Below are 25,233 nucleotides of genomic sequence, written 5' to 3'. Positions count from 1 at the left end.
GCCTTATTTTATCCCAGACAAATGATAAGTCTGTGAGGCGTTCTCGAATAATTGAGCTCGCAGCACAGAATCACTCACAAGAGCACTAAGCTCAGCAGCCCATATTTGCTGATCCATAGGGAGTAATAGTCCGTTAACTTGATGCTGTACTATAGCTTGGTAAACCGAATCTTGAGTGTATATCCCCACAGCTCCTGCCATTGTGATATCAAAAAACTTTGTGTAAGACCTAGCTCGATTAAAATGAGAATCCAGCAAAGGCGCAAGACCTATGTCAAAGCGCCCACTCTTTAGGAATTGGCGATACGTCGCCCAAGGCATGGGGTGCAGAACATTAACGCGTTCCAAACACCTAAATTGCTTATTAACAGACGCATCACCAATAATCTGAAAACAAACCGACTCGTTAGAGGTAATAACACTTTCTATAACCGGATAAAGCCATTGAATATCCGCTTTATGAGATCCTGAGCCATGATAAAAAACCGTAATTTGCGCGCCTTTTTCAGTCGATGCGACAGGCTTTGGCTCAATACCGACAGCCCCCCATCGTGCGTACTTTTGCTGAAGATAAGGATTGGAGACAAGTAACTTACCCCCTATAGACTTTAACCATCGTTGATGGATATAGCTTAAACGGAATAGCTTCCATTGATAATGAATCGGCAAACCAGCCCACGCCCTGAAATCAAGCAGATCATCATCAATAAAAAGGTAAACTTCCTTTGCAGAGTGTTGCGCTAATAGCTTTTTCCATTGCCATGGGATATACCTAACAAAAATGACAATATTTTCGCAAGCTTCGTCCATACGAGGCAGATCGGAAAAAGAGAAGCGCACGCACTCCCCCCCCCAACGCCTCACCAAAGGTAAGATAAAAAAATCTGTAGAAGGGTTAGGCTTCTCTTCAACAACCAGCACCCTGTTATTTTCTAAAGACAGCATCCTGTAGGCAGCACTCCACCACACTCACAAAAAATCGAGAAGTCCCCCCCTAATAGGACTACTTTCTCAACTTTTTGCTTTTTTAATAAGCGTGGAAGTATACATTAATTTTCTGCGGCCGCTTTCCAATAGTCACTGATCGCAGGGCACACAATAAAGAAAGGATTTAGTAACGTATCAGGGCGGCTATTGTAGATCAGCGGTTTAAGCGTACTCGCTTCGAGTACTTGCCCACCCGCCGCAAGAACAACAGCATGAGCAGCAGCCGTATCCCACTCACTGGTTGGGCCTAAGCGTGGGTACAAGTCTGCTTTACCTTCAGCCACTAGACATAACTTTAACGAGCTGCCCATCGCGACAATATCTGCCTCAGGCAAGCAGTTCATAAAAACTTTGAACTTCTCTGATTGATGAGAACGACTACCCACCACTCGCCAACCGGTAGCGACTTGCGGAACATCTGCCACTTGAATTTCCACAGGCGCATTACTGCTCTCTTGCTTCCATGCACCTTTAGCAGCCTCGCCCCAATACATCACATCCAATGCGGGTGCATACACAACACCCAGAACCGCAACACCTTCACGAACTAACGCAATATTAACCGTAAATTCACCATTCTTTTTAATAAACTCTTTGGTACCATCAAGCGGATCAATCAGCCAATATTCAGCCCAATTCAGACGTTCCGCTTTAACCTCTTCACCGGACTCTTCAGATAATACTGGAATCGACGGTGTGAGTGCCTGCAAACCCTCTACCAAAATATGGTGAGATGCCATGTCTGCTTCCGTTAAAGGGCTGCTGTCAGATTTGTCATAGACCGCAAAGTCCTTTTGGTAAATATCCATCACCGCCACACCTGCTTTTCTGGCAAGCTCTACCACTGCCTCTATTTGAATCGACATAATTAATCCTTTCTCAATTAGAAACCCCAAACCTGAGGGATAATAACAATTGAAGTGACAGCTACCAAAAAACTCATCGGCACACCGACCTTCATAAAATCTTTTGCACTGTAGCCACCTGGCCCCATAACCATCAAATTAGTTTGATAGCCTAATGGCGTAATAAAGCTGGCAGAAGCTGCAAACATCACCGCAACAACAAACGGCATATAATTTACACCTATCTGATCAGCAATAGACATCGCAATCGGGAACATCAAAATCGCTGCGGCGTTATTGGTGATAATTTCTGTAAAAATAGCCGTCAGGATATAGACCATAGCTAACATCAGCCAAGGAGATAAATCATCACTAAACAACATGAGTTGCGCTATCGCATCGGCAGCACCGGTTTTAGTCATCGCCGCTCCAAGAGAGAAAGATGCGGCAATTACGGTAATAACGGTTAGATCAATATTACGGCGTGCTTTGGTAATCGACACACACCGCGTAGCCAGCATCGCACCAGCAGCTAATAGTGCCGACTCAAGAATAGATAAAATGCCCGTTGCGCTTAATGCAACCATCCCTAACAGAATGTATAAGGCGATGGGGGCTTTTTCAAAAACAGGGGGGGTTGAGTCATTAATCGCACTGACCAATAAAAAGTCACGGCGAGAACGGTATTGCCCCACGAAATCCTGACCGGTTTCCAGTAGCAAGGTATCACCGACTTGCAGATAAATATCACCGATCTTCCCGCTGATTCGCTGACCATTACGCGACACAGATAAGATAGCCGCCTGAAAGCGTGTACGAAAGCGCGAGTGACGGATAGATTGATCTAAACCTACAAACTCTGGCCCGATCACCGCCTCAACTAAGCAGCGTTCATGGTGGGCAATATCCAACTTATGGACTTCGCCATGAACCGGACTAAGCCCCTGAATATGACGTAATTCCCGCGCACACTCCGGAGCCCCTACAAAAACCAATATATCTCCTGCGTTCAATTGGGTATCTGGGGCAACCGCTGAGAGAATTCTTTCTTCGCGCTGAATTTCAACCAAGTAACCATAACTTAAACTTCGTAGCCCAGCCTCCTCAATGCTTTTCCCACACAGTGCCCCACCTTCCTCAACAAAGACATCCACACTGTACTCACGTGCCGACCCTAACTGTTCAATCGCACCTTTCTTATTGGGTAGCAACTTATCAGCAAAGAGGTACAAAAAGGTGCCGCCAACCAATAATACTGGCAGGCCGACCCAAGCCAGCGAAAACATGCCTAATTTAACGTTTACGCTTGCTTGTAAAAGACCATCAACAACCAGATTCGTACTCGTCCCTATCAAGGTACACGTACCACCTAAGATCGCGGCATAACTTAGCGGAATTAATAGTTTCGATGAGGATATTTTAATGCGCGTAGCCCAATCCTGAATAGACGGGATGAACATCGCAACGACAGCCGTATTATTCATAAAGGCGCTCATGGCCGACGTAGGTAATACCACTTTCATCATTGCATGGCGTACATTATCAGGCTGCCCTAGCAGACGAGAAGCGATCCACTGAATCGCGCCTGTTTCTTTCAGCCCCGAGGCAACCACATACAAAACCGCTATGGTCATAACACCGGGGTTGGAAAAGCCCGCCAAGCCTTCCATCGGTGTTAATACACCACTCACAATGAGTACAGCCAAAGCACTCATCAAGATAATATCAGTGGCCACCTTACTGAAGATCAAACCAAGCAAAACCAGAAAAACAACTGTTAATGTCAGGTAGGCAGTCACATCCATCGCTCTTCAATCCTAAAAAAACACCCGAATACAAACACTTAGAAAAACAAACAACATCGGGACAAAAATTATTTAATAAACAGCATTGAGATATTAACCAGTATTACGTAACATCTCAACCAAACCGATTGCATGAGTTCATAACGGAATAGCATATGGGATCCCGCCAACCAACCGTTGAGTCGCTCGATAAGCTCAGAAAGCTTGCGGTTTCCCTACGGCTACAGAAAAAAAGTCTGAATGAGATTCAAGCAAAAACAGGCCTTAGCCACCCAACAATTATTGCTGCTCATAAAAAGTTCTTAAAAGGTGGCTGGGGGGCATTAATAGCAGGTGAAAGAGGTCGGCCCACTGGCGCCAGAAATGTAGCGATCTCTTCGCTTCTAGACGATCTTATCGCTACAACAGACGTTCTATGGGATCTAGATAAAGCGCAAGATTGGATCAACCAACAGTATCAGCGAACAGTTTCAACAAAATCTGTCCGCCGCTATCTGCAAAACATTCAACTCATACCTAATGATGAGCCTGACTACCTAAGCCGTGAGAATTTACTACGTTGGTTAAAGCAACGAGATACAAGCTTTAACTCTGCCAAGTACTCTCTATTAATTTGCGGTTTTCATACAGTGCCTAACAGAGCCGACTGCTATCAGATATATTGCCGTGATATGAAACAGAGTATTCGCTGGCAACATGGATACGGTAAACCAAACGCCTCTCGTATCATGGACTTTTTAAAGGCACTTATAGAAAGCACCAACAAGCCAATCTGCATGGTATTAAAAACATCTAAGCCTGAGCAGATAAGCCAGCTTGCACAGTTTCAACAGCTTCATGCGGATCGTTTAGTACTGATACCCTATTCCGAGTTACAGGCCACCCAAAGCCCGCATAACTCACGCATGTTTCATAAAAAAGATACCCACATTAACACTCTAATCCCGGGGAAGGATATGCCACTAACACACTTACAACGCCTGGAAGCGGAGAGCATCCAGATTATGCGGGAAGTTGTCGCTGAAACAGAAAATCCTGTGATGCTTTATTCTATTGGTAAAGATAGCGCGGTCATGCTGCATATAGCCATGAAAGCCTTTTACCCATCACTACCGCCGTTTCCACTCCTTCATGTAGACACTCGTTGGAAATTCCGCGAGATGTATGAGTTTCGTGACCAAATGGTTAAAAACCTTGGCCTCAAACTGATCTCCCACATCAATCCTGAAGGTATTGAGAAGAATATAAATCCTTTTACACATGGTTCCGCAATTCATACCGATATCATGAAAACTGAAGGTCTCAAACAAGCCCTAGATAAATACGGATTCGATGCTGCCTTTGGCGGCGCTCGCCGCGATGAAGAAAAGTCACGAGCAAAAGAGCGCGTATTCTCTTTCAGATCAGCCGACCATCGATGGGATCCTAAAAACCAACGTCCAGAGTTATGGAAACAATACAACGCCCGAAAACACAAGGGCGAGTCTATCCGTGTTTTCCCGATCTCAAACTGGACCGAGCTAGACATATGGCAATACATCCATCTTGAGAATATCCCTATCGTACCGCTTTATTACTCAGCAGAGCGCCCAGTAGTTGAGCGCGATGGCACATTGATCATGGTTGATGATGAACGTATGCCATTATTAGAGGGCGAAGTGCCTATGATGAAAAGTGTTCGCTTTCGCACGTTGGGCTGCTATCCGCTCACAGGTGCTGTTGAGTCAAACGCCGACACACTTCCTGCCATTATCCAAGAAATGCTGTTAACCAAAACATCGGAGCGCCAAGGCCGCATGATCGATCATGACTCCGCCGCATCCATGGAAAAGAAAAAACAGGAGGGCTACTTCTAATGGCACACGTATCCGACCTAATTGAATCCGATATCGAGCAGTACCTGAAAAACCATGAACATAAAAGTCTGCTTCGTTTTATCACTTGCGGAAGCGTCGATGACGGAAAGAGTACTCTGATTGGTCGACTCTTATATGAGTCTAAGATGCTGTTTGAGGACCAGCTAGCAGCGGTTGAATCAGACTCTAAGAAGTTTGGCACCCAAGGGGAAAACATAGATTTTGCATTGCTAGTAGACGGCTTAGCAGCAGAGCGCGAACAAGGTATTACGATTGACGTGGCATACCGCTTTTTCTCAACAGACCGTCGTAAGTTTATCGTTGCAGATACACCCGGCCACGAGCAGTACACACGCAACATGGTAACCGGTGCTTCGACGGCTGATGTTGCGATCTTGATGGTCGATGCCCGCAAAGGCATCTTAACGCAAACTCGCCGCCATAGTTACCTGACCTCTCTGATTGGTATTCGCCACATCGTAGTTGCCATTAACAAAATGGACTTAGTGGACTACTCTGAGCAGACCTTCAATCAAATTGTTGAAAATTATCGCTCTTTTGCTAAGCAAATCGGTGTCGAAGATATTACCGTTATTCCAATGTCGGCATTCAAAGGGGATAACATCACTGAGCCAAGCCCTAATATGCCTTGGTATCATGGCACAACACTAATGGGTTACCTTGAAACCGTTGAAATCGATGACGAACGCCGCCAGCACACCCCATTCCGAATGCCGGTTCAATGGGTAAATCGTCCAAATCTAGATTTCCGTGGTTTCTCAGGGCAACTTGCCAGCGGTACGATAAAGCCGGGCGATAAGGTACGTGTGCTCCCATCAGGCAAAGAAAGCACTGTCGCTCGCTTAGTTACCTATGATGGCGACCTGGAACAAGCCGTAGCGGGGCAATCAATTACTATTACGCTCAATGATGAAATTGATATTTCAAGGGGCGATCTACTTGTTGAAGCGACAGAGCCTGCAGCCGTGGCCAAACAGTTTGAGACCACAATTATCTGGATGCATGAAGAACCCCTACTTCCTGGACGCACCTATCTAATGAAGGTAGGCACCAAAACGGTATCCGCCACAATCACTGATATTAAGTATCAAGTGAACGTCAATACCATGGAACACATGGCGGCGAAAAAACTGGAGCTTAATGGTATCGGAGTTTGTACTGTTAGCTTGGATCAATCCATTGCATTCGACCCTTATAAAGAGAATCAGGATACCGGTGGATATATCCTGATTGACCGCCTATCCAACTATACCGTAGGCGCGGGCCTCCTGAATTTTGCACTACGCCGCAGCCAAAATATCACCATGCAGCATGTCGATGTTGATAAAACCGCACGCTCAGGCCAAAAGCACCAAAAACCTTGTATCGTGTGGTTAACTGGGCTTTCAGGTGCAGGGAAATCCACGATTGCCAATCTGGTTGAGAAAAAACTGTTTGCCATGGGCCAGCATACTTATTTACTCGATGGCGACAATGTACGTCACGGATTAAATAAGGACCTGGGTTTTACGGATGAAGATCGCGTAGAAAATATACGCCGTATTTCAGAAGTGGCCAAACTGATGGTTGATGCGGGCCTGATCGTTATCAGTGCTTTTATCTCCCCATTCAGGTCTGAGCGCGATATGGCAAGAAATATGGTAGACGACGGTGAATTTATCGAAGTCTATATCAATACACCTCTAGACGTTGCTGAGCAAAGAGATGTAAAAGGTCTCTATAAAAAAGCACGCCGCGGTGAACTCAAAAACTTCACTGGGATAGACTCACCCTATGAGACGCCAGAAAAGGCTGAATGCACACTAGACACTACCAGCATGACGCCGGAAGAGTGCGCCGATATGGTAATCGATTATATGCGTGAGAGAGGTTACATTTAAGATAACTTGACAAAACCTGACTATGGCAATCATAGTCAGGTTTTTTACAACCAAATATAAGTAAAGTATGGAAATCAATTTACATCTTGGGATTCACAAAACCGCTACAACCTACCTCCAAGATCAACTCACACTATCTAGAGACTTACTTAAGAATAATGGTATTCAATATTTTTCTCTTAGTGAAATGAGATCTGGCCTAACACAGGCTATTAGAAATAAACCGTTAGATGTTATACAACATATTTTAAGGGAAACTATACAGCAAGAAAAAGTCATATTGTCAGATGAAAATATGATAGGAAATGCTGGCGAAATCCGCAAAGGAATAAATTATAAACCTATAAGCGATGTGATTGGTAAAATTAGACAGTCGCTTCCTGAAAGTAAAGTGTCAGTTTTAATTTCTTTAAGAAATCCGCTAGAATTCCTCCCATCTATTTATTGCGAGTATTTAAGACACAACAACTTCGTCAGCTATGAAAATTATATAGCCAATCAAAAAGATGCATTAAACTGGGAAAAGCTATTAACGCCTGTAATAAACAGCAACAGGGATATAAATTTTCTGATTTTTAATTTTGACAACTTCCGAAATAATAAAAAAGAGATACTTAAAGCTATTTCTTTTAATAGCATAGATAGGTATAGCAACAATATTAACAGTAGCAGGGCCACGCTAAGCACTAAAGTTATTGAGTTACTATCCAACTTTCCTGAGACATCGAAGGAATTACTCACTGTGATAGAAAATCTGAATTATGTCTTCGGGGATAAGTTCAAACCTTATAGTGAGCAAGAGCTGAGAAAGTCAAAAGAAGTTTATTTAAGCCAATTAAATAACTTAAGCAAACTAAAAAACACAGAGGTATTTTTTTAAAATGCAAAAATTACACTTTTTACACATAGGCAAAACAGGTGGAACAGCAATAAAGCACGCTTTATCCCAATTACAAAGCAATACAGTGGAGGTAATACTACACAGTCATCAAACATCCATAAAGGACATCCCCGAGGGCGAAAATTTCATTCTAAGTGTACGAAACCCTATACAACGCTTTATAAGCGCTTTCTATAGTAGAAAACGCAAGGGAAGACCAAAATATAATAATGAGTGGAATTCCGTAGAAGTACAAGTGTTTACAACATTTGAAACACCAAACGATCTAGCAGAAGCTTTAGCATCAATTAATGACACTCCCGAGAAGAAATTAGCAATTACGGCCATGCAACAGATCGAACACTTTAAAACGATGGAGAAGTGGTATATAGATATAAATCTTTTCGAAGAAAGAAAAACAGACTTATATCATGTATGTCATCAAGAAAACTTATTTTCTGATTTCGAGGAGCTCAAAATAAAATTAAAATCCCCATATATTGCTCTGCCAGAAGATGATATAAACGCACACAGAAACCCAAAAGATATAAATAAATATATAAGCTGTAAAGGGGAAAAAGCTCTTAAAAGCTGGTATAAAAAAGATTTAGATTTTATAAGCCACCTTAAAAAAAATTTTTAAGTGCCATGTTCACCCATTTTACTAATCATAGAAAAAAAATTCTCAAGCCATAGAATCCCAAACTCATCATTCATATGCATATTATCGTTGAGCGGATGCTCCTCGTTATCATCAAATTCACCTATTGCAAGCCGCTTAGATCCAAGCGAATAGCAAGGATTTGTTAAAGAGCTATTAACAACTGTATCTTCAGGTTGATTAACAAAATAACCATTAGAGCACAACGGGGAGTATTTCCTTAAAATATCCATTCCTAAAACATAGTCACTCTTTTTCCTATTTTTCACTTGTACTGCTGCAGGTAAAGGATTATGCCCTATATAGATAGGCTTATTAGTTACGCCACATAGCAGCGAAAAAATTTTATATGACAAAGTCACTGTAATAAAATCTCTCACAGATGACCGAATTGCAGATTCAGAATAAAAGCAATCACCAAAAAGATAAGCCTTAGCATTTAAGCCATAAAGCAAAAAAATATCATACTCATTTGGACAGATATAACCCTTCCCTGAAGAAGTAAATAATAAGGCCTGCTCCAGTTCTTCATTTGCAGCAACAAGAGTGCTATCTTTTACAACTAGATCAGCAAGGCCATTATTTCTATGAGCAAAAAAAGTGAGTTGGATATTCGAGTAATTCCTAGTGATTTGATCCCAACCTCTTTTCAATGATCCAACATGACTATTCCCAATAATACATATTTTCATTTTTTTGTACCTGTGAATGCAGCTAAGAGCTCTTCGTCACACATCGAATCATCTAGCTCAGTAAGATTAGTGGCAGCATCTGTTTTTTCATGAAAAATTGTATTTTGAGAGACATTAAGGTTTTTATCTAAAGAAGTAAAAAAAGTATCCATCACATAACTAACACCAACTTTACTAACAGATCGCTGATTACTCTCAAAAAATATACCCTTAAATGGGGTTCCATTAATTATTTCATATGATGGAAAATAGTCTACGGAAGGTCTGTTTTTAGATAACTGCCCAGCAACAGCACGCAAAATAGACTTCGATTCCATTGTAGCAACAAGAACATGGCTTTCAGATTTTGTTGCGGTGAGAGGAACAGGAGATACAGTTAAAATAAAGCGAGCTTTTTTATTAACATGCTGGATAGAATCAATAGCTTCAGATAAGTTACGGCGTACAAACTCAAACTGCTGATTCATAAATATATGACTCTGCTCATCATAAACTCCTGCTATCGTACCTGGGCACATAGGGTATTCATAGCCAAGCTCTTTATTGAACCAACTTTCAGTCAAACCTAGTGTGAAAACGATAATATCGGATTCCTTAATAGCTTTTCCAAATGACTTTATTGCTTGCTCACGGGATGAAAACATCTCTTCGATAGAACAAAAACCTAGAGGTTCAATATTAGGACGAAAAGGGTCGTAAAAACGACCTTCATACTCCCAGTATTCAGAAGGAAAGTCACTTTTTTCTAAAGCCCAATTAACCCACTGTTTCAAAAGAGATGTAGTATATATATTACCCGTACGACAAGTGAAGAGATCATAACCGAATTTCTTTTTATTAGTATCTGATAACCCAAGTGGGGCTGGCTCCGTAATAAACCAATTAAAACCATGAGCTTTTAAGGAGGCCCCGAAATACTGAGCAAAACATGACCCAAATGTCGATACTCGGTGATGCGGCTCTATAATAAATTTAGGTGACCAGAGATTACCAATATCAAACATATTTTTGTCAGAAATGGCGACTTTCCAAAAAGAAGCCTCTGATAGATTCTGATATGGATTTTTTTTACGAATCATAATATTTCACAAATATATTAAGCAAATATTGACATGAAAAAACCAAAAAAAATACCCAATAAAAAGCAAGCCAAAATTTATATCTAACAGAAACACTAATAAATATATTCTTAGATATCTCTACAGAAAGTTTTAGCAACCATTTCTGCAACCTCTATATTAGAAGGCCACCCCTGTATATTATCATCACCTAGGTCAGGCAGAGCATCAAAAAATAAACCATTATCACGTTTTAGATACTTCCTAGCCAGAAAATTATAATCATCCATGTTCTCATCTATAATATTACATCTAACCTTCCCACTTAATAAGGAAAGATTTTGATGATTGGAATATGTATCATTACACACATGCCAAATTAGTTTTTTTCTAACAGAAACATCTACATCCATTCTCTGAATAATATCCAAAAACTGTATCGCTCGTGAAGGCAGACTGACATTCTTGTTAATAGCCATAACTGGGAAGTCATCTAGATTTTTAAGTTCGCTAACACAAGATAAAAAATCAAAAGCGATATTCGGAGAATTCTGCAAATTTTCATATGGTCTAATTATAATATTCTCTTCTCCAAACTCGGAGGCCCAACGTTCAACCAAGTAACGATAGTTCCCATATGAAATATTATTTTTTTTATTAAAGTTTATATAACTTTGAATTCCCAACCCCCAAGGTGGGTTGACCTTCATCTTAACAGCCTGAGCGTAAGCCGACATCCACCAATAGTCATGCCTTCTAAGATAAACTATTATTTTAGTTGAAAAACCTTTCAAAAAATACCGTAAACTCTTAAAATCCCTATCCAGAACAAAATCTTCCGAACTCAATATAATAGAATGAATATCCCTAGTTATTTCATCACAAAGGTTTTTTCTTAGACGCTTTAAATCAAAACTCCAGTCACTTCTTATAGGATTATTATAAAAGCCTACTGATGTACTTATTCCATAATGAGCAGAATTAATCAACCCCACATCAGGGTACAAAATACCACTTTTTAACAAAATATTTTTATTATCATAAAAATATTTTTGAATAGAAGTCGTACCTGTTTTATTAAAGCCTATATGTAAATATATAGTAGGCAATGTCTTACATCTGAACTTTGGAATAAACATTAAAAAACTCACATACCGCCACCCTATAAAAGGAGCAATCATAAACCAATATATTACATCTCATTTACCACTGTAAAAGCAGCAATATTTTCAAAATCCCCACTATCCTTAGAAACAGACAGATTATAAGGAGTTCCAACACTAAGGCCAGGTAGTATATATCTACTATTCCCAGAAACAGGCTCATCATCTGGATATAACTTAGATACTCTAGGCGATTTTAGTCCATACTCAGCAGTTATTGATAGTTCGTTATGGCATGCTTTAATTTTTAATACACTAGAGTCACTAACCAATAGGATCCCCTGCAAGATACACTCTCCATCTCTAAGAGATGATAGGGGAGGCCAAACTTCAAATACCCGACTATTGAATTTAGAATTTTTCTCTAATTTCAACTTAAGTTTTTTGTTGAACAAAGTAAATGGAGGCAAACCATCAGCTGCAATAACAAACTCTTCGGAATTTTTAAATTTTTTGTATTCATGGCTTGTTCCTTGAGAGCCTTTTCTCAACATCCTTTTCAAAAACACATCATCAAGCTCCGTATCTTCCATATCTAAATGTTTAAAAATATTCAGAACAAGATATTTTGAGTACTCAAAAGTGGGAAATTGGTATAAGTCTTCGAAACTAACTGCAGCAGGAGAGAGCCCTTCCATACTTAAATATGAAAATATTTTTCCCATTTCAGTTCTGCAATGTAGTTCATGATCAACTAAAGATCTAATATTTATAGGTTCATTAAAAATATTCTCATTTACAGAAATTTTTCTTTTGTGCTCTTTACCCCAAATATTAGTCTTCTGTGAGTAATTTAAGCTCAAAAGTCTATTAGTAGGATATTCTCTATAGAGAAAAAGATGATTATATCCATACTCTTTACTAATCTTTGCTAACGCAATATTTACTTCATGAGGAATTATTTCCAAACAATGTTTTATTAAAACTTTTTTAGATAAAATCTCTCTTAAATTAGAATATAGCTTTTCTTCGCTTTTCTCGTCAAGCCAATTTTTTACAACATAGCCAAACAGTCTATCACCATTAAAAGGCTCATGTTCGACAGTATCACAATTGGATGTCGAGAAAAGAGCTTCAGCCAAATTTGTTCCACCGGCTCTTCTAAGAGTCCAAATAATAAATGGTTGCTTTTTCAATTCTATTTCCTCAGATCGTCAAAAGTGACGTACATTTTTGAAACGGCCTTGTTACCAAAATTACCACTACCTTCTGCTAACATTGCAGAATATCTTTTATATTCTTTTGCGCCGTCATAGTGTTGAGCTCTTGCAATTTCATCTTCAATTTTCTTTTTAAACCCTGCATGGTATTTAAAGTGAGCAAAAGCAATGGGGGTTTCAGATACAATTGCACCGCTGATATCATGTATGCCTTGGGATAATCTTAGCCAAGGTTTATATTTAAACAGCGCATACTTCTGAGATGTAAACGCATTAGGTTCTGAATCTGGATCTATTCTGTGTCGTAGGCTACTTACGTGACTGGAACGATTTGAAAACCTTCCGCTACCTATATGCCATTCGGTCAGAGGAGTTGAATCAAACCAATTAGCGGCATCAAATGGTTTTTCTTTTACAAAATCGGCCTTATTAAGATCACCATATGGATACATGTCTATCATATCGGTGCGAATACAATCTACTCCTAGGCTTTCAGAAATTGATACAAAGTCTTGTATACTGACTTTATCATCGTCTGGGTAAACCAATAATTCATCTGCATCAGCCACCAACACCCACTTATTTAGACAATAATTAGCCAGAATTGACTGCTGCCATGCAACGCCATAATGGGAATATTTATATTGTGTATCTGACGAATAAAGAATTACATCTTCCTGCTCATATAGATACTCTCGAGTTCCATCATCAGAACAGTTGTCAGCTATGATAAAAACCTTTACACCGAGTTTTCTATAATGTTCTAGGAAATGTTTAATCATAATAATTTCATTGCGCATAACAGAAATCACAAAGAAATCATTATTTAATAGAGTGCTTGCCTTAGAGAGGTCTGTTAATAGCTCAAGCTGATTAGAATTCCCTTTAATAGAAATGTCCCAACAAGATGGCCATATTTTTTTCGGCCACAGCTCAGTTTTAATGTGTTTTTCTTCGACCAGAGTCTGATCTTTATCCGTATCTAAGTGCGTGACTCTAGAAGGTGTAAGATTTGAAGGGTAGAAAGTATTTTCATACATCCCTACAGGCAGAGCAGTGTTAAACGTGCGTCGACGTTGATAACACTCGTAATCTTCATTACTCGGCTCGAAGTAAGAGAAGGACAACAGATCTCCGATTAACTTATCTTCCATAAAAGAGTTCGCAATCAGACGTTTGCCTTGCGGGGTATTAGCATTAGCACCCAATGATGCCATTGCGCAACGCGATAAGGTATAACCTCCACCTCCGTCACAGTAAACCGAAGGTTCTGGGGACTTATCAATGGCATTTTGCGCGCGCAGGGTTTTCGACTTGCTATGATGCCACGCACGATCCATACCCCCTACTGGTCTATGTATTACCCTACCGTAATAGTGGTGCTTGCGATAGCTTAATGTATCAAAGTATTTATCCACATCAAGGTAACAGTCATCATCGATTTTTAAAACATACTGGGCGTTGGTATTCTTATAGACCCATTCAAACAATTTGAGCGACTTCTGCGGTAGATCTTCGTAGGTATCGGATACATTAAGTGCCAATACATCACCTTCGATTTCGTCACTGCCATCGCCAACGAGGATGACATAGGGGATAGCCCGTGCCTTAAGATCTTTTACCCAAGTCTCGCGAATCGCTTTTATACGGGTGTCAAGATAGGCTCTACAGGAGTAAATAACCACCAGAGTGTCCTGTGGCCACCCAGGTTCAGTGATATCGTATTTTTTCAGCTTAACTTCAAACAATGTGTTGTGTATTTCACCAAACTTTAGGTCAAGTGTTGTTTTAATGCCCGCTAGCCAGTTTTGGATATGGAGGTTTTTCGTTTGGCTTAAATTCGAAAGCGCTGTACATACTGGTGCAGGAAGATAAAAGCTAGCTTTGGACTGAGCAATCACATGCTGCATGACATCGTCTAGTTTTATAAGTTTAGACTCAATATCTTGCGGCTGCTTCAGCAGTTCATTAACTAACACATCTATACTTAAAAACATAGCAGGCCAATTATTCAATGCGACAACGCTCTGCTCAATAGATGCTTGGTGTCTCATAGCTTGTGCGGCCGTTTTTTGAGCCTGGTAGGTAACGCTAGAGGTCCGTTCGGTATTTAGCCTCAAGGCATGGTAGATTTGAGTTTTATGCTTTTCTATCAGTTTTTGTTCAGTGGCAGGTTGAATGAGCGGATGTGCAACATAGCGTACCAATTCAAAATCTTGTTCTTGTGATAAGTCTTCTATGAGTTCAATCAACACTGCTTGGTCTGCCCCAGCATTTTGCATGAGGCTTGCCGCTAACTCACGCATAAAGATTACAGCTTCTGGGTTATGATTTTTCTGGAAAAACCTTAGTGCTTTAACTAGCTCAGTCGGGTTACTAGCCGATTGATTTAGGGAATTAAACTGTTGATGGATAACTTTCCATTGATTCTGAGCTTGCTGGAAAAGCGAATCGTCAATATTGATGTTCGTATCTGTATAAAATTGCCAAAAATCTGGAGAAAGACCGTAGTGTTTTATTGCAGCCTTTATAACATCCGTCTTTTTATAGTCAGTCATTAAAGGTAAATGCTGTAGTAAGGCAATCATTGCTTTATGCAGCATTTTATCGTGTAAACGCGAAAACCATTCACCTTTAAAGTCTTCTAAAACCGCAAGAAAGGCGTAACGCATACGTTGCGACTGCTCCTGCGTTGCCTGACCTTCAATCTCTAACTGATTAATTTGCGTAATAGCAAACCATAAACACTCGGTATTTAACCAACCGGCACTGGTCATTTTACTCAGTTTCCACATCGCTTCAATCGCACGATTGGTCTGCTTCTCAGCAATCAAAACAGCAATGGCGATAGTAATTTCCCAGGCATTATCAGATTGAGCTAAACTATAATAAGTTTTAAGGTCATGTACGCGATTTAAGCTATGCAACGATTGCTCTTTCGCCAACAACGGGATAATTGACTTTATAAAATTTGACTTAACATCGCCTACTAGCTTTTTATTTTTTATAATAATTTCTATTTCTTCATGGAGATTATTATTGTCTTTCAAAAGCTGTTTATTCAATATTTTCTGCGCACTCCAAAGTGCACGCGTTTTAACATCAACACTTACCCCTTCTAACTTTAAAGGCTGAACTGATGAATGATTAGCATGTAAAAACTCAGACAAACTCATGCTTTCTGCATATTGATTAAAAAAAGACTTAGCCTTTAATGTCAGTTTTTCATAAAAATTTGAATAGCGCAGGTGTTCTAATGCTAAGAGTAAATTATATTGCCCATCCTGACCTTCAGGCCAATTTGCTTCAGTTTCCAACCAATCTATACAATCATTCTCTAAAATAGACAAGTTTATAGACTGATCTTTAACTTCTCTAAAGCTTAAATTAATTTTTAATTCATTAGATTTTATATCTTGCCATATATAGCCTGGGATTTCTATCTCGACACCATAAGCAAATTCCGTTCCTAATGAAATAACTTTATTAATAAATATTTTCCAGTCTTTTACTTGGTTATCCAGTTTTACTTCTAATAATTGTTCTATCTCATTTTTATCTTTCGTTGTAACCAGGGTTCCAAAAATAGAGAATAACCAGACATCATTTACATAAAGCAGAGGCTTTTTTGTATCTTCATTTATGATGAGACTTTCTTGATATTTTTTCGCACGCTGTGGTAACAGCGTCCAAAGCTTGTCATTTTCTTCAGCAATTAAGTTATTACTTTTTCTGCCTTCACCTAGAGACTCTATAGCACTGTGCTGGGTTAAGCTGTTCTTATCATCAATTGGCTTATCAATAAATACCTTTTCTGGCTGTGGCATTCTCCCTACAATTTCGAGACTTACATCGGATACTATGATCTTCAATTGTTCTGGCAGCACTTCTTTTAGCTTTAACTCTGTGCTTATTTTTTCAGGTAATTCACATGAAAAACCTGCTTGTAAATATTCAGGGCCATACTTTTCAGCCACATCATCGCGCTGGTGCCATTGTGGGGTTAACTCAAACGACTCATTGTTATAGGTTAGCCTTATATTGACCACTCCCTTTTGCAAGTGAATAACCCAGCCTTCAATAGAGTAGTGATCAAGTTTTTCAATATATCCGACTACCGGCTTCTCTCTTTTGAGTAACTTAGCCAATTCTGCCGTTCTTTTAACTATTTCTTTCATAAGCAACCTTTGCTGTTTTCAACTACTCTTGACTCTCGATATTTCAAGAAGTTAGTGGCTATTTTTTTTGGCTCTTTACTTATAGATAGATCCATTAACCCTTTATCCCAGCCAGCCCTACGTAATCTAGATGCAATAGCCCCTATATCAAATCCAAAAACAGGAAGGCTATTTTTTAATGCTAGTGACAGTGTATAGCTATAGGTTTCAGGCCATGTTGCAGGTAACCAAACCACATGCGGACTTAAAGACATAAGTACTTCATCAGCCAAATGATCATCATAACGCCCTGTCACTTTAATACCTTTTTTCTCAGCCAGCGTATCATTTAGCGTAAAACCCATAACGGTTAGCTCAATTGGCAATTTATTCTTCTTAATATAATCTGCAACTTGGACAAGAACATTAAAGCCTTTTATAACCCCTATAGCGCCTACAATTACAATTTTTAGTGGCTTTCCAGCTGTAATTTCAGGTTCAATGATAGTCAAGTTTTCATGTTGAATATCGCAATGAGGTGTAACATTAAACTTCAAATCAGGATAGTATTTAATAATTCTTTCGGATACATCTTGATCAGGCACATATATTTCAGAAGCTGCTTTTAGTACCTGATGATGCATATTACGCCACGCACTGATATTTTTAGCGCCAAAATCATTATTATTTTTACTCAAGCAACGATTGCATTCTGCCTCATCAGGCTCGCCGCAATAAGCTCCATCTTTATCAACAAGATTTATTCTTGGGCATATCACCTTATAATCATGGATATCAACAAGTAACGGAACCTTTAACTCCTCAGCTAATTGAGCTATCAGCTCTGGTGCATGCTCTCCATAATCAACTAAGCCATGAGTATGAATACTAGTAATTTGTAAGATACTAAGTAAGTTTACTAGCTGAGTGCGTTCCTCTAACGAGAAAAATTCTACATTAGTAATCTGATGACAATCAGGGTGTTCGATTGATGCGAATAACTCTTTCCCCCGAACAGGCCGTAAATAAAATACACCTTCTCCTCTTTCACGAAGCATTGCGGTGTCTTCTTCTACATGGCGCTCTGCCCCACCTCCTCGGCTATGGCTTATAATCAAGGTGTTTCGTTTTTTGCTGAAACGAACTAAGCGCGCAACATCCAATCGACATCTATGATCGTGTAAAATATTTTCATCAATAAACTTGTATACAGAATTATGGTATTCAGGGTAGCGTTGCTTGAGTATTTTCTTAACTTTACGATCGCGCTTACTCCATTCTCCCTGAAATGATGCACTGCCAAAGTGCCTAACAAAAACATCAGCTGCAATTAGGTTTACCCATCTTTTATTTATGGCTCTTTGACACCAATCGTTTTCTTCTCCATACCCCTTACCAAATGCCTTATAATCAAAGAAGCCGATCTCATTTAACGCCTTTCTACTTATATACATACAAAAACCAACCCCTGTCGGTGCAGTAACATATCTACCAGCATTAACATCAGAGGTCATCTGATCGAGCATTTCATATGAAATTTCTAATGGGTATGGATTATCACATTGAGGGACGGGGTAGCTGCAAATTGTCGCATTATTTGATAAAGGAGTAACACTTGCCACATTTGGTGAAGACTGCCCTGCTGTAACCAATCGATCAAGCCAATCATTGTAGACCTCAGCATCCGAGTTTAACAACACTACATCGCGATCTGGATGCAAGTCCATTGCTAGGTTCACGGTCTTAATAAAGCCAAGGTTTTTTTCATTAGCTATTAAGCTGAATAATCCACGATCCGATAATATCTGCAATACACTGGTGAGCTTCGCATCAGGACTTTTATCATTTATAACAATTAATGCATATGGTGTTTTCGGTGTGCTATTTAGTACGCTGTAAATCGCTCTGAGCGTTAGCTCGTAATCCTTATACACAGGGATGATGACATCAACAACTGCTGTCTCTTCATGCTCAGCCTTTGATACTTCTTTCCATAATGCAGAGTCTATATTTTTTATCTCTTCAACTGACCACAGGTCAGCAGCCCCATTGTTTTCTAGGAACGAAGCAGTCGGTGTCCGGCTTTTCCAACCATACTCTAAGTAGTGCAATAGTGGATTGATTTTATTTAAGTGTACTTCTGGGTACTTTTCCAAATAAAAGCGCCCGTCAAACTGCGGGTTCGGGGAACGCCCTTCTACCCCTCCCCAATGTAAGTAGTGAACTATTGGCTCAATTCCCGAACGTCTAACATCACGATTAACTTTTAAATAGAAGTCAATATCAATCCAAGGGGTAGGAGATAGTCTAAGGAATCGACCTATATATACATAGTGCAACAGAGCATTAACACTTACTGTGAAGCCTCTAGCTTTGCTCCGGTAAAGCTTTGTATCAAATAACGGATGGGGATTCCGCCCTTCTTTATTGCCATATGCAACAAAATGATAGAGCCCTGTAAAGCTGCTACCCTCGAGATCAGTATTAATCTTTTTATAGTATTTTTCATCAAACAAACCCGTTTTGCTAACTAAAAAGCAAAGAAGCGTCCGATACCCATTTTTAAAAACAGGGAGATATCTAGTAAAACTAAACAGCCAAAGTATGGATAGGACTAGATAACCCTTACCAACTCCAAGGACTTCCTTAAATGACATCTAACCCCGTAAACTCCGACTCTTGAAGGCCGTAGCCATATATATCAATCTTGGTGATCTCTAATGATAGTTATCATCATATTAATGATAAATGAAATCAGCAGCGTAATTATCGCAAAAACAGAAACGTTATAAAGCCTATCAGGGCTTTGTGAGTACTCCGGTACTGTTGGAGATTGTAAAATCGATACTTGCTTTAGTTTTCTTGCAGCTTCTATGCGCGTGCTCTCCAAAGCGCCTAAAGCACCCGCATAACTTTCTTGGGCAAACTTCAACTTCAGCTCTAATATCTGGTACTCAGAAGACAGTTTATTCAAAGATTCACCAGAATCGGTAGCCATTCTGGCCCGCTCTCTATTAATTTGCTCCTGCAACGCTTTAATCTCATTTTTCACTCGAACAACATCAGGGGAGCGCGGGCTTTGAAAGCCTAGCAATGCAGTTTCTCTGGCGTTAAGTGACGCAAGCTGGCTTTCCAAAGCCGCAACTACTTCATTTAGGCTTTGCACTGTACCTGTTGGAGACACCAATCCCTTTAAGTTTTGATAGTCTATTAATTCACTTCTCGCTTGTTCAAAACCTGCCGCAAGCTCATGAACTTGCTCCTCAAGAAAACGCACTTGCTCTTGCGCAAGTCGTTGCCCCATCAAGTTCATATGCCTCTCGCCCTGCTTCAGCAAAGCTGACGAAATGGAGAAGGCCTGCTCTGGAGTAAATGCTTCAACTTTTATACGCAGCACCTGTGCATACTCGTCCAGCTCAACAGACACCCTTTTTAAAAAATACTCATGCAACTCTTCAATTGAAACGTCTGATTCATCTAATCTAGAAAACAAATCAATATCAGAATTGGAATAATGCTGCCTAAACCCATTATTTTCTTCCAAATAGCGCAGCATATCGACCGATAGTAAATAGTCGCGCAGTAGTAACATATCAGCACTACCCGCTCCACCTCGAAGCAACGCTGAGAAGTTTAGAGAAGGCGTTGATATTTGCGGGCTTTCTAATACGATGTTACTTTGCGAAACATAACGATCACTGGCAATTATAGCCCAGTAAATACTAACCACAAATATAAGAAAACCTGAAACTAACCAAATCCCATATTTCTCTAGTTTTTTTAGCGGTATATTTTTCATCTTTTCCTTACTAAAAGCCTATTACTGATTCTTATGATATTCAGATAAAGCTTTATTTAAATCTTCGTACCAAATCGCCTGGCCTTTATCGAGTAATATAGCCGATTGGCATAGCTCTTTTAAAATAGCCTCGCCATGCGACACAATAATTAAACCGGATTTTCCTACACGTTCCTTAAAGGCAGCTATTGCTTTCTTTCTGAACACTTGATCACCTACCGCTGTAGCTTCATCAGACAAGTAAACATCAAAATCAAATGCCAAAGACAATCCAAACGCGAGGCGCGCTCTCATGCCTGAAGAGTATGTACTCACAGGCTCATCGAACGCGTCGCCGATTTCTGCAAAATTTTCTACATTCTCAATAATTTCCTTGGCGTCAACAGCATTGCCATGAATCCTCGCCACAAATTTTACGTTTTGCCGCCCCGTCATAGATCCCTGAAAACCACCAGCCAAACCTATCGGCCATGAGACACGACAATTTCTATGAATTTCCCCTCTATCGGGAATATCCATGCCACCTATTAATCTGAGCAAAGTAGACTTACCGGCGCCATTTCGCCCTATCAAACCAACATTTACGCCTGTTGGTATTGTCAGGTTGATATTTTCTAATACCCACTTTGAACCTTTACGGCTCATATATTTTTTTGAGACATTCTTCAACTCTATCATGCGGCTTTCAATTCATCGGCATACTTAACATGTAAAAGAAGCCCCAGTGCAACAACACTCAGCGACCAAACCCACATATAAACTGGACTTACGCCAGGTAAAGCATGATAAGTCGAAAAGAATCCTTGCCGGAGCATTTCGAGTGCATGAACAATAGGGATATATAGAATAATCTCCCTTACCTCATGATGAAGAAAGTTTAAAGGGACTATAGCTCCAGAAGTCAACATAAGAGGTAGAGTTGTAATTCTGACTATACGGCCTAGTTCTGGTATCAAAGTAGAGAGAACAGAAAAAATTAAACCGAAACCAGCCCCCATCATCCAAAGATTGATCCATGCTACTAAAGCCGCTAAAGGATTATCAGGGATAATATTAAATCCTAGAACAGCACCGCAGCCGACAAAAATAAAAATAATAAATGTTTTGAGAATACCTTCTAGCAAACACCTTACAAAGACAGTGTCTACGGGTCGAACCTGCCGGTACGAGAAGAGGCCTTTGTTAGCTTCGATAGCATTCAAAGGCCGCATCATATTTTCACGAAACAAAAAAAATCCTAACAGGCCCGTGATAAGCCACGGGATAAAGTCAGCCCCCATAATGAAACGATTGCTGCCAAATATCAGTGTTCTTACTGATACCATGAGCCCAACCAAGGCCATAGGCTCAAATACCATCCAAAACCAAGCAAACCTATCGGCTGTTGTCCGTGCAAGCGCTTCTCGCATGAAAAGCGCACTCCACACACTATATGTTATTTGCCAAGAGCTCCTGCTGGCATGTTGGTTGACGCTCATTACAAATCGATTGCCACTTTAGCAGCTACGGCTAACTGATACAGAATCTGAGTGATACTGGTTGCCAGCTGTAGATTTTTTGTTGGCACAGCTGGTAAGACCAGAATCTCATCGCCTGCCTGCAAACTCACATCAGTGGCTTTACGTACTTCACCGTTTAAACGGACAACTAAAATGTTGTCTTTGTCAGCATGTTGTGTAAATCCACCCGCGCGCTCAATGTAATCCATTGCATCTTTACCGGAAGTGAACACGGCCGCTTGTGGCACCAATACTTCACCGGTAATAAGTAACGAGTCTGTTGCTTCAGGAATAGTGATAACATCACCATCTTGCAAGCGAATATCAGAAACCTTTCCGTTATCCGCAATCACCATACGACCATTAGGTTCAACCTGTGCTGCGCGTTTGATGAAATCAGAGATCAGCTCCGCTTCTTTAATACGAATTTCAGCTTCTTGCGGCGTAGAGGATGGCGCACCCAAATAAGTCGTTTCCAAACGGCGTAAGCTCTCTTGTAAAGAGACTTTCTGTCGTGCGGCAACGCTTAAACGGCGTAATGAAACACTGTGAGTGTCAGTTAGATCCGATGGTACTGCAACGTTGTCCAAAAACTCGGTCAAAGAGGTATCTTTAGGTACTGCATAACGAGAAGGGCCGTAGTAGCTACCTTCTACCTGAACGACGATAGTGCCATCCTGAAGATCGGAACTAAACAGCACATCATCGCCATTGTGCAATTTAACATTACCAAACTCAGACAGTTTGTAATAACGTGACACAGGTCCTTCTGCACGCACACCTCTTACCAACACATGAGTAATACCCGGTTTGGTTCTTGCATATTTCAACAGACTTTTGCCTGTATTTTCTTTAACGGTCAGTTCGTAGAAGTACTCACGCTCGACATCACCCGTTACAGTAACAACAGCCTGACGGCGCTCTACAATAACACTATCACCATCACGGAACTGTATTTTAGGCAGTACACCATCACCTAAGAATTTATACAGGTCTGCTGAGGCAATAACTTTACCATTACGCTTTACTTTTACCGTACGGAAGCTACCCAGTTGAGTATCAATACCACCTGCTTGGTCAAGAAAGTAGAGTACTGAATCATGAGGTGCACCTGCATAGCGCCCCGGGTTTTCTACCTCACCCGTTACAAACACAGCAACAGGCTGAACACCTTGCAGGTTGGTGTAGACGCTTACATTCTCTGGATAAACCGATTGTACAGCGGATTTAACAATGCCATTGAGATTTTGCTGTGTGCTGCCTTGTACTTTGACAGGGCCAATCGAGGGGATAAACACATAACCTTGTGCATCTACTGGCAAGACACGCTCTAACTCCACAGCGCCCCATAGTCTGAGGGTAATTAAATCACCTGGCGCAATTCGATACTCAGGATTGAGTCCATCAGAGCGAACGCCACGAAATCCACCTGTAAACAGCTGCTCGCCGTAAGGCATTATAGCATTTTGCGCTGATGCTTTAACATTAGGGACGGCGCCATAAGTGCCACTGCGCCAGTTTGTTGTTGGCACATCCCGAACCGCTGTTACCGCTTGCACTTGATCCTGCTGGCTAAGTCCACCTGCACCTGTATTGATTGTTGTGGCACTTGCCGTTGCGCTGATGAGACCCATCACGCCGACTGCCAACCACTTTGCTTTAATTAACATGATTTATTCGCCATCCTTATTCGTTACAGGGCTAACTATTACTTTGAAGCAGATAAAACACGAACAGAATACCAATCTGCCCCGTTTTTTGAGCACGCTAGCGCGCGGCTATCACTATCTGGCTTTAAGATGGTTAACGGGCGACACTCTGAACCAGTAGCCGATGCATAAGACTCATCCGCAACAACCGTAACTTGTTCGCCCCATGGGGATTGATCAAATGCTTGTCTTGAGCCAGCCTCTGTGCTCTGAAGGAAAGCAGCGATATCTTCGCTTAGTAAATTTGCTGGGGGGGTAGCCGGTGCTTTAGCCTTATAGGATGACATCTGAGAAGAACACCCTGTAACGGCGAAACCTATTAAAACCACACTCAACCAACGACAGTTTCGTTTAACATCAAATCGCACGATACGACTCCCTTTAATTACATCCATTACGAATGTTATTCTATTATATTTGAGCACTCAAACAAACCCAGCAGGTTATTAACACTGATTTTACAGCTCACCTTATACCAAGGATGTATGACACTAGCTTAACAGTTACGCTTTTAAAAAGGTGGCGCATCAACAAATGCTACACCCGCTTTATCTTTCTCGGACAACGCTGGCTGCTCGTCCTCAGCTATCGGCCACTCAATGCCGATATCCGGGTCATTCCAATGTACTGACACCTCAGCACTTGGGTTGTAATAATCTGTACACTTATAGACAAACTCAGCGGTTTCCGAGGTTACATAAAACCCATGTGCAAACCCTGCAGGTACCCAAAGTTGTTGTTTGTTTTCAGCCGACAGCAGAACCCCTACCCACTGGCCATAGGTTGGTGATTCCTTTCTCATATCGACCGCAACATCAAATACTTCACCTTGAACAACACGCACCAGCTTACCTTGGGTGTTTTCTGTCTGGTAGTGCAAGCCTCTCAAAACGCCTTTCGCTGATTTACTGTGGTTATCTTGTACAAAGCACACTTCGCCACAGGCTTTTTCAAAAGCTTGTTGCTGAAAGGTTTCCATAAAGAAACCACGCTCATCACCAAACACTTTTGGTGTAATCAGTACGACATCAGGAATAGCTAACGGGGTAAACTCCACAGTC

Annotated in this window: 19 protein-coding genes; 4 read left to right on the top strand and 15 right to left on the bottom strand. The window is 40.7% G+C overall.

Annotated elements, in window-relative coordinates; translation table 11 throughout:
* Positions 1 to 3: 3 nt before the first annotated feature.
* The 3 genes from F0U83_RS03695 to F0U83_RS03685 all read right to left on the bottom strand — a co-directional run bounded on the left by F0U83_RS03695 (position 4) and on the right by F0U83_RS03685 (position 3,637).
* On the bottom strand, positions 4 to 945 hold the full coding sequence (locus F0U83_RS03695) for a glycosyltransferase family protein (protein ID WP_138986582.1): 942 nt from the start codon (positions 943 to 945) through the stop codon (positions 4 to 6).
* A 104-nt stretch (positions 946 to 1,049) separates the two neighbouring features.
* Entirely contained in the window at positions 1,050 to 1,853 is an 804-nt protein-coding gene (cysQ, locus tag F0U83_RS03690) for a 3'(2'),5'-bisphosphate nucleotidase CysQ (RefSeq protein WP_138986581.1), read from the bottom strand.
* A gap of 17 nt (positions 1,854 to 1,870) precedes the next feature.
* On the bottom strand, positions 1,871 to 3,637 hold the full coding sequence (locus tag F0U83_RS03685) for an SLC13 family permease (protein WP_138986580.1): 1,767 nt from the start codon (positions 3,635 to 3,637) through the stop codon (positions 1,871 to 1,873).
* Between the two features lie 956 nt (positions 3,638 to 4,593).
* Between F0U83_RS03685 and cysD the strand changes: the two genes are divergently transcribed.
* From cysD to F0U83_RS03665, 4 genes are all read left to right on the top strand, one after another.
* Positions 4,594 to 5,493 carry a sulfate adenylyltransferase subunit CysD gene (gene cysD / locus F0U83_RS03680; protein ID WP_138986706.1) on the top strand — a complete coding sequence of 300 codons (900 nt, stop codon included), beginning with the start codon at positions 4,594 to 4,596 and terminating at the stop codon, positions 5,491 to 5,493.
* On the top strand, positions 5,493 to 7,394 hold the full coding sequence (gene cysN, locus F0U83_RS03675) for a sulfate adenylyltransferase subunit CysN (RefSeq protein ID WP_138986579.1): 1,902 nt from the start codon (positions 5,493 to 5,495) through the stop codon (positions 7,392 to 7,394). The genes cysD and cysN overlap by 1 nt, the downstream gene beginning before the upstream one ends.
* A 67-nt stretch (positions 7,395 to 7,461) precedes the next feature.
* The gene (locus F0U83_RS03670) at positions 7,462 to 8,274 is read left to right on the top strand and encodes a hypothetical protein (protein ID WP_138986578.1); all 813 of its coding nucleotides are present in this window, start codon (positions 7,462 to 7,464) and stop codon (positions 8,272 to 8,274) included.
* Between the two features lies 1 nt (position 8,275).
* On the top strand, positions 8,276 to 8,917 hold the full coding sequence (locus F0U83_RS03665) for a sulfotransferase family 2 domain-containing protein (RefSeq protein ID WP_138986577.1): 642 nt from the start codon (positions 8,276 to 8,278) through the stop codon (positions 8,915 to 8,917).
* Here F0U83_RS03665 and F0U83_RS03660 read toward each other — a convergent pair.
* The 12 genes from F0U83_RS03660 to rfbC all read right to left on the bottom strand — a co-directional run bounded on the left by F0U83_RS03660 (position 8,914) and on the right by rfbC (position 25,229).
* Positions 8,914 to 9,627 carry a hypothetical protein gene (locus F0U83_RS03660; protein ID WP_138986576.1) on the bottom strand — a complete coding sequence of 238 codons (714 nt, stop codon included), beginning with the start codon at positions 9,625 to 9,627 and terminating at the stop codon, positions 8,914 to 8,916. The genes F0U83_RS03665 and F0U83_RS03660 overlap by 4 nt on opposite strands.
* Positions 9,624 to 10,706 carry a GSCFA domain-containing protein gene (locus tag F0U83_RS03655; RefSeq protein WP_138986575.1) on the bottom strand — a complete coding sequence of 361 codons (1,083 nt, stop codon included), beginning with the start codon at positions 10,704 to 10,706 and terminating at the stop codon, positions 9,624 to 9,626. The genes F0U83_RS03660 and F0U83_RS03655 overlap by 4 nt, the downstream gene beginning before the upstream one ends.
* 110 nt (positions 10,707 to 10,816) lie before the next feature.
* The gene (locus tag F0U83_RS03650) at positions 10,817 to 11,836 is read right to left on the bottom strand and encodes a hypothetical protein (RefSeq protein ID WP_138986574.1); all 1,020 of its coding nucleotides are present in this window, start codon (positions 11,834 to 11,836) and stop codon (positions 10,817 to 10,819) included.
* A gap of 41 nt (positions 11,837 to 11,877) precedes the next feature.
* Positions 11,878 to 12,984, bottom strand: coding sequence for a hypothetical protein (locus F0U83_RS03645; protein WP_138986573.1), 1,107 nt, complete (start codon positions 12,982 to 12,984; stop codon positions 11,878 to 11,880).
* Between the two features lie 2 nt (positions 12,985 to 12,986).
* Positions 12,987 to 17,186 carry a glycosyltransferase family 2 protein gene (locus F0U83_RS03640; protein ID WP_138986572.1) on the bottom strand — a complete coding sequence of 1,400 codons (4,200 nt, stop codon included), beginning with the start codon at positions 17,184 to 17,186 and terminating at the stop codon, positions 12,987 to 12,989.
* The gene (locus F0U83_RS03635) at positions 17,183 to 19,822 is read right to left on the bottom strand and encodes a glycosyltransferase (RefSeq protein ID WP_138986571.1); all 2,640 of its coding nucleotides are present in this window, start codon (positions 19,820 to 19,822) and stop codon (positions 17,183 to 17,185) included. The genes F0U83_RS03640 and F0U83_RS03635 overlap by 4 nt, the downstream gene beginning before the upstream one ends.
* A 44-nt stretch (positions 19,823 to 19,866) precedes the next feature.
* On the bottom strand, positions 19,867 to 20,964 hold the full coding sequence (locus F0U83_RS03630; RefSeq protein ID WP_138986570.1) for a KpsE/RkpR family capsule polysaccharide export protein: 1,098 nt from the start codon (positions 20,962 to 20,964) through the stop codon (positions 19,867 to 19,869).
* Positions 20,965 to 20,985: 21 nt separating this feature from the next.
* Complete coding sequence (locus F0U83_RS03625) at positions 20,986 to 21,642, bottom strand: ABC transporter ATP-binding protein (protein ID WP_138986569.1); 657 nt, start codon at positions 21,640 to 21,642, stop codon at positions 20,986 to 20,988.
* Positions 21,639 to 22,373: an ABC transporter permease gene (locus F0U83_RS03620; protein WP_246077632.1), complete on the bottom strand. Its 735-nt coding sequence runs from the start codon at positions 22,371 to 22,373 to the stop codon at positions 21,639 to 21,641. Before F0U83_RS03620 ends, F0U83_RS03625 begins: the two co-directional genes overlap by 4 nt.
* Positions 22,374 to 22,441: 68 nt before the next feature.
* The gene (locus F0U83_RS03615; RefSeq protein WP_211343618.1) at positions 22,442 to 24,133 is read right to left on the bottom strand and encodes a polysaccharide biosynthesis/export family protein; all 1,692 of its coding nucleotides are present in this window, start codon (positions 24,131 to 24,133) and stop codon (positions 22,442 to 22,444) included.
* A gap of 38 nt (positions 24,134 to 24,171) precedes the next feature.
* Positions 24,172 to 24,567 (bottom strand): DVU3141 family protein, encoded by a 396-nt coding sequence (locus tag F0U83_RS03610; RefSeq protein ID WP_138986567.1) that lies wholly within the window; start codon positions 24,565 to 24,567, stop codon positions 24,172 to 24,174.
* Between the two features lie 116 nt (positions 24,568 to 24,683).
* The gene (rfbC, locus tag F0U83_RS03605) at positions 24,684 to 25,229 is read right to left on the bottom strand and encodes a dTDP-4-dehydrorhamnose 3,5-epimerase (RefSeq protein WP_138986566.1); all 546 of its coding nucleotides are present in this window, start codon (positions 25,227 to 25,229) and stop codon (positions 24,684 to 24,686) included.
* Positions 25,230 to 25,233 lie beyond the last annotated feature (4 nt).

It is taken from the genome of Neptunomonas concharum (genome assembly GCF_008630635.1).
Classification (GTDB): Bacteria; Pseudomonadota; Gammaproteobacteria; order Pseudomonadales; family Balneatricaceae; genus Neptunomonas; species Neptunomonas concharum.
Note: the sequence above shows the minus strand (reverse complement) of the source record. Positions and strands in the feature narration are given on the sequence as shown.

Excerpts from the sequence above, each read along its gene's own strand:
- F0U83_RS03695 (WP_138986582.1), bottom strand. The coding sequence starts at position 945 with ATGCTGTCTTTAGAAAATAACAGGGTGCTGGTTGTTGAAGAGAAGCCT.
- cysQ (WP_138986581.1), bottom strand. The coding sequence starts at position 1,853 with ATGTCGATTCAAATAGAGGCAGTGGTAGAGCTTGCCAGAAAAGCAGGT.
- F0U83_RS03685 (WP_138986580.1), bottom strand. The coding sequence starts at position 3,637 with ATGGATGTGACTGCCTACCTGACATTAACAGTTGTTTTTCTGGTTTTG.
- cysD (WP_138986706.1), top strand. The coding sequence starts at position 4,594 with ATGCCACTAACACACTTACAACGCCTGGAAGCGGAGAGCATCCAGATT.
- cysN (WP_138986579.1), top strand. The coding sequence starts at position 5,493 with ATGGCACACGTATCCGACCTAATTGAATCCGATATCGAGCAGTACCTG.
- F0U83_RS03670 (WP_138986578.1), top strand. The coding sequence starts at position 7,462 with ATGGAAATCAATTTACATCTTGGGATTCACAAAACCGCTACAACCTAC.
- F0U83_RS03665 (WP_138986577.1), top strand. The coding sequence starts at position 8,276 with ATGCAAAAATTACACTTTTTACACATAGGCAAAACAGGTGGAACAGCA.
- F0U83_RS03660 (WP_138986576.1), bottom strand. The coding sequence starts at position 9,627 with ATGAAAATATGTATTATTGGGAATAGTCATGTTGGATCATTGAAAAGA.
- F0U83_RS03655 (WP_138986575.1), bottom strand. The coding sequence starts at position 10,706 with ATGATTCGTAAAAAAAATCCATATCAGAATCTATCAGAGGCTTCTTTT.
- F0U83_RS03640 (WP_138986572.1), bottom strand. The coding sequence starts at position 17,186 with ATGAAAGAAATAGTTAAAAGAACGGCAGAATTGGCTAAGTTACTCAAA.
- F0U83_RS03635 (WP_138986571.1), bottom strand. The coding sequence starts at position 19,822 with ATGTCATTTAAGGAAGTCCTTGGAGTTGGTAAGGGTTATCTAGTCCTA.
- F0U83_RS03630 (WP_138986570.1), bottom strand. The coding sequence starts at position 20,964 with ATGAAAAATATACCGCTAAAAAAACTAGAGAAATATGGGATTTGGTTA.
- F0U83_RS03625 (WP_138986569.1), bottom strand. The coding sequence starts at position 21,642 with ATGATAGAGTTGAAGAATGTCTCAAAAAAATATATGAGCCGTAAAGGT.
- F0U83_RS03620 (WP_246077632.1), bottom strand. The coding sequence starts at position 22,373 with ATGCGAGAAGCGCTTGCACGGACAACAGCCGATAGGTTTGCTTGGTTT.
- F0U83_RS03615 (WP_211343618.1), bottom strand. The coding sequence starts at position 24,133 with ATGTTAATTAAAGCAAAGTGGTTGGCAGTCGGCGTGATGGGTCTCATC.
- F0U83_RS03610 (WP_138986567.1), bottom strand. The coding sequence starts at position 24,567 with ATGGATGTAATTAAAGGGAGTCGTATCGTGCGATTTGATGTTAAACGA.